This window comes from Bradyrhizobium sp. (assembly GCF_035273305.1).
GTDB lineage: Bacteria > Pseudomonadota > Alphaproteobacteria > Rhizobiales > Xanthobacteraceae > Bradyrhizobium.
The window spans coordinates 1-3489 of the sequence record NZ_DATEPI010000141.1; the positions used below are offsets into that span (position 1 = coordinate 1).

The 3489-nt window shown below is 61.6% G+C and carries 4 protein-coding genes and 1 pseudogene; 3 read left to right on the forward strand and 2 right to left on the reverse strand.

Annotated elements, in window-relative coordinates; all coding sequences use genetic code 11:
- Together queG and VJV58_RS09665 are read left to right on the forward strand one after the other, a co-directional pair.
- A partial coding sequence (gene queG / locus VJV58_RS09660) for a tRNA epoxyqueuosine(34) reductase QueG (RefSeq protein WP_324137118.1) occupies nt 1-725 on the forward strand: 725 nt, incomplete at its 5' end.
- Nucleotides 726-782: 57 nt separating this feature from the next.
- Complete coding sequence (locus tag VJV58_RS09665) at nt 783-1586, forward strand: thioesterase family protein (protein WP_324137119.1); 804 nt, start codon at nt 783-785, stop codon at nt 1584-1586.
- A gap of 33 nt (nt 1587-1619) precedes the next feature.
- Here VJV58_RS09665 and VJV58_RS09670 read toward each other — a convergent pair whose 3' ends face one another.
- A complete protein-coding gene (locus VJV58_RS09670) occupies nt 1620-2426 on the reverse strand; it encodes an alpha/beta hydrolase (protein ID WP_324137120.1) in 807 nt (268 codons plus the stop codon).
- A gap of 273 nt (nt 2427-2699) precedes the next feature.
- Between VJV58_RS09670 and infC the strand changes: the two genes are divergently transcribed.
- The gene (gene infC, locus VJV58_RS09675; protein WP_324137121.1) at nt 2700-3239 is read left to right on the forward strand and encodes a translation initiation factor IF-3; all 540 of its coding nucleotides are present in this window, start codon (nt 2700-2702) and stop codon (nt 3237-3239) included.
- 70 nt (nt 3240-3309) lie between these two features.
- Here infC and VJV58_RS09680 read toward each other — a convergent pair.
- Nucleotides 3310-3489: pseudogene (locus VJV58_RS09680) on the reverse strand (hypothetical protein); the annotation flags it as partial.

The following is a 3489-nucleotide window of genomic DNA, read 5'->3' on the forward strand; positions in this document are numbered from 1 at the left end:
TCGATACCGCTGCGGTGATGGAAAAGCCGCTGGCGCAGGCAGCGGGCTTGGGCTGGCAGGGCAAGCACACCAATCTGGTCTCGCGTGAGTTCGGTTCATGGCTGTTTCTCGGCGCGATTTTCACCAGCCTCGAGCTGCCACGCGAGGCGGCCGATCCAGATCATTGCGGCTCTTGTCAGGCGTGCCTCAATATCTGCCCCACGGCCGCATTTCCTGCCCCATACAAGCTCGATGCGCGTCGCTGCATTTCCTATCTTACGATTGAGAACAAGGGACCGATCCCGCACGAATTTCGAGAGGCGATCGGAAACCGCATCTATGGGTGTGACGACTGTCTCGCGGTTTGCCCCTGGAACAAGTTTGCGCAAGCCGGACGCGAGGCAAAGCTCGCCGCAAGGCAAGTATTGCGTGCACCGGAGCTCGCGGCGCTGGCGATGCTCGATGACGCGGCGTTTCGGAAATTGTTTTCGAAATCGCCCATCAAGCGCATCGGGAGGGATCGTTTCCTGCGCAATGTGCTGATCGCGATCGGCAACTCGGGAGACAACGCGTTGGCGACGCACGCTGAGCGACTGCTCCACGACCAAAGTCCGCTCGTCCGCGGCGCGGCGGTGTGGGCGCTATCTCGATTGATCGGCCGCGAAGAATTTTCGGTCCGCGCTGCACGAGCCCATGAGGAGGAAACCGACGAAGCGGTTCGCCGGGAATGGCGATGTTGCGCATGATGCTCTGCGTGTTCGGCGCTTGATTTGATGCGGGCGATTCCGTCATGGTCCGCCTGCATGACAAATCAGCCTTTTTTTCACCGGGATCGCGACGCCTTTATCCCAACCGACGCCGCGCGCGGACCCTGGGACCCAAACTCGCTGCACGGTCGGGTCATCATCGGCCTTCTGGCTTTCGCGATCGAGCAGCGCTACCGCGGCGACGATTTCGTCCCAGCGCGGCTCACGGTGGATATGTTTCGGCTGCCGACGCTAGCGCTGATCGAGGTTAAGACGCGGCTCGTCCGCGATGGCGTGCGGATCAAGTTGGTCGAGGCGGATTTCTTCAGCGCCGGTGTCGCGATGGCGCGCGCGTCTTGTCAGCTGCTGCGCAAAACCGAAACTCCGCCGGGCAAGGTGTGGTCGCCGCCTAACTGGAATGTTCCTCTCCCGTCAGAAATTCCCCCGCCGACCGATCCACGGCTTGGCATGCACGGCAAGTGGGCCATCCGGCCGATCGTCGGCGCGATGGGCACACTCGGCCCGCGACGGCTCTGGATGAGCGAAGTGCGCGATCTCGTCGATGGCGCGCCGCTGACCCCATTCGTGCGGGTCGCTGTCGCCGCTGATTTTGCGAGCCCCTTTGCCAATGCCGGCGACCAGGGCCTTGGCTACATCAACAGTGATGTCACGCTTTATCTGCACCGCCTGCCAGTGAAGGAGTGGATCGGGTTCGAAGTCGTGAACCACCAGGCTACCGACGGTATCGCCATCGGCGAATGTATTCTCTATGACGAGCAAGGTGCGATCGGAACATCCACAGTCGCCGCGCTGGCGCAGCGCAAGGCGATGCCGGCCGTTCGGCCCTCGACGCCAGCATGATCAAGATAAACGCGCGGTCCGTGTCGACGGCGTTCACATCGCTTCTTCCGATTGCCCAACTTCCGCTACCGCGGCGATGATCCGCGCAATGTCTTGCGGCCGCGATAGGCGATGATCGCCATCCTGAATCATGGTCAATACCACGTCGTCGCTGGGCAGCCGATGCGCGAGCGCGAATGCATGCTGCCAAGGCACGTCGGGATCCTGCGCGCCTTGCAGAATGCGAACCGGGCATCCCACCTCAATGGCACTGCCAAGTAACAGGTGATTGCGCCCCTCCTCGATCAGCGCATAGGTGATCGGATAAGGCTCACCATATTGCGACGGCCGCAGCCACACGCCCTCGGTCCTGAGCTCGTCCTGGATCGCTGGCGAGAACGAATTCCACATCAATTGTTCGGTAAAATCCGGCGCCGGCGCGATCAGGACCAGCCCGGCCAACGACGCGCGACTGCGCTCACGGCTCGCGATCTCGCGCGCCAGCAGCAGCGCCATCCAGCCGCCCATCGAGGAGCCGATCACGACTTGTGGACCAGCACAGAACTGTTCGAACACCGCGACACTTTCTTCAAGCCAGCGGCCGATCGTGCCCTCGATTAAGGCGCCGCCGGACTCGCCGTGGCCGGAATAGTCGAACCTGACGCAGGCTCGCCCGTGCTCAGCCGCCCATGCGTCCAGCGCCAGGGCCTTGGTGCCCTGCATGTCGGAATTGAAGCCACTAAGCCAAAAAAGCCCGGGCGCGGAGCCTGTTCGGGCGCGTACGGCGATCTTGCGCTTTGCACTCCCCTCTCCGACCTCGATAAAAGCGGGTGCCACGCTTGATGCCGTGGGATTGGTCATGCCTGATTACTCCGGTTGATTGCTGTTTGGGTGAGCCCGACCGATCCGTCAACGGACGCGCATTCTGGTTAAGTCCGGTGGCAGCGCTTGCGCGATGCAGGCTTGCCCTCTATCTGGACTGGGTCTGAACGTGCGGTGCCGGTCAGCATTGTCGGACGTGACCAAAATGCCTCGCATTTGATGCTTTTCGCGGATGCGGCTGCGAGTTCGCTTGCCGCCTGCGCCTTATTGCTTCAGACTATCGGCTTCGTTCACAACTATGGAGAGTTACCCATTCGCCGTCCCAATAGAGCCCCGCCCGCTGCCACCAAAGACGGGCCGCGCACCAATGACGAAATCCGCAACGCCACCATTCAGCTGATCGATCAGAACGGCACGAACCACGGCACCGTCGAGACAGTTGCCGCCATCAAGATGGCTCTCGAGGCCGGCATGGATCTTGTGGAGATTTCGCCCAATACAAATCCTCCCGTTTGCAAGATTATGGACTACGGGAAGTTTAAATATTCGGCGCAGAAAAAAGCCGCCGAAGCTCGCAAGAAACAGAAGGTGGTCGAAATCAAGGAGATCAAGCTCCGGCCGATGATCGACGATCACGACTATGACGTGAAGATGCGGGCGATGCAGCGGTTCTTCGAGGAGGGAGACAAGGTCAAGATCACCCTTCGTTATCGCGGCCGTGAAATGGCGCATCAGGAAATCGGCACCAAGCTGCTGGACAAAGTGAAGGCCGACGTCGCCGATTTCGCCAAGGTCGAGCAGGACGCCCGCTTCGAAGGCCGCCAGGTGGTGATGGTGCTGGCGCCGCGCTGATCATCTCAGCCTTTAGCAGTTCCGAAACGGCCCGTCAGACCATCTGGCGGGCCAATTTGCTGGACGGTGATCAACTTCGCGTCGCCTGCCAATGGCCACTGCAGTTTCCGCCCGACAGCCGTGCGCTCCAACGGCCGGCCCCCCAGTTACCGACGAGCCGCCCACTGCCGGTGGCAACCGAGCCACCGGCAGAGATCCTGACCGCGACGCCCCCGCCCCGCCCGACACTTCCCGAAACGTTGGCCGAACC

Excerpts from the sequence above, each read along its gene's own strand:
- VJV58_RS09665 (WP_324137119.1), top strand. The coding sequence starts at position 783 with ATGACAAATCAGCCTTTTTTTCACCGGGATCGCGACGCCTTTATCCCA.
- VJV58_RS09670 (WP_324137120.1), bottom strand. The coding sequence starts at position 2,426 with ATGACCAATCCCACGGCATCAAGCGTGGCACCCGCTTTTATCGAGGTC.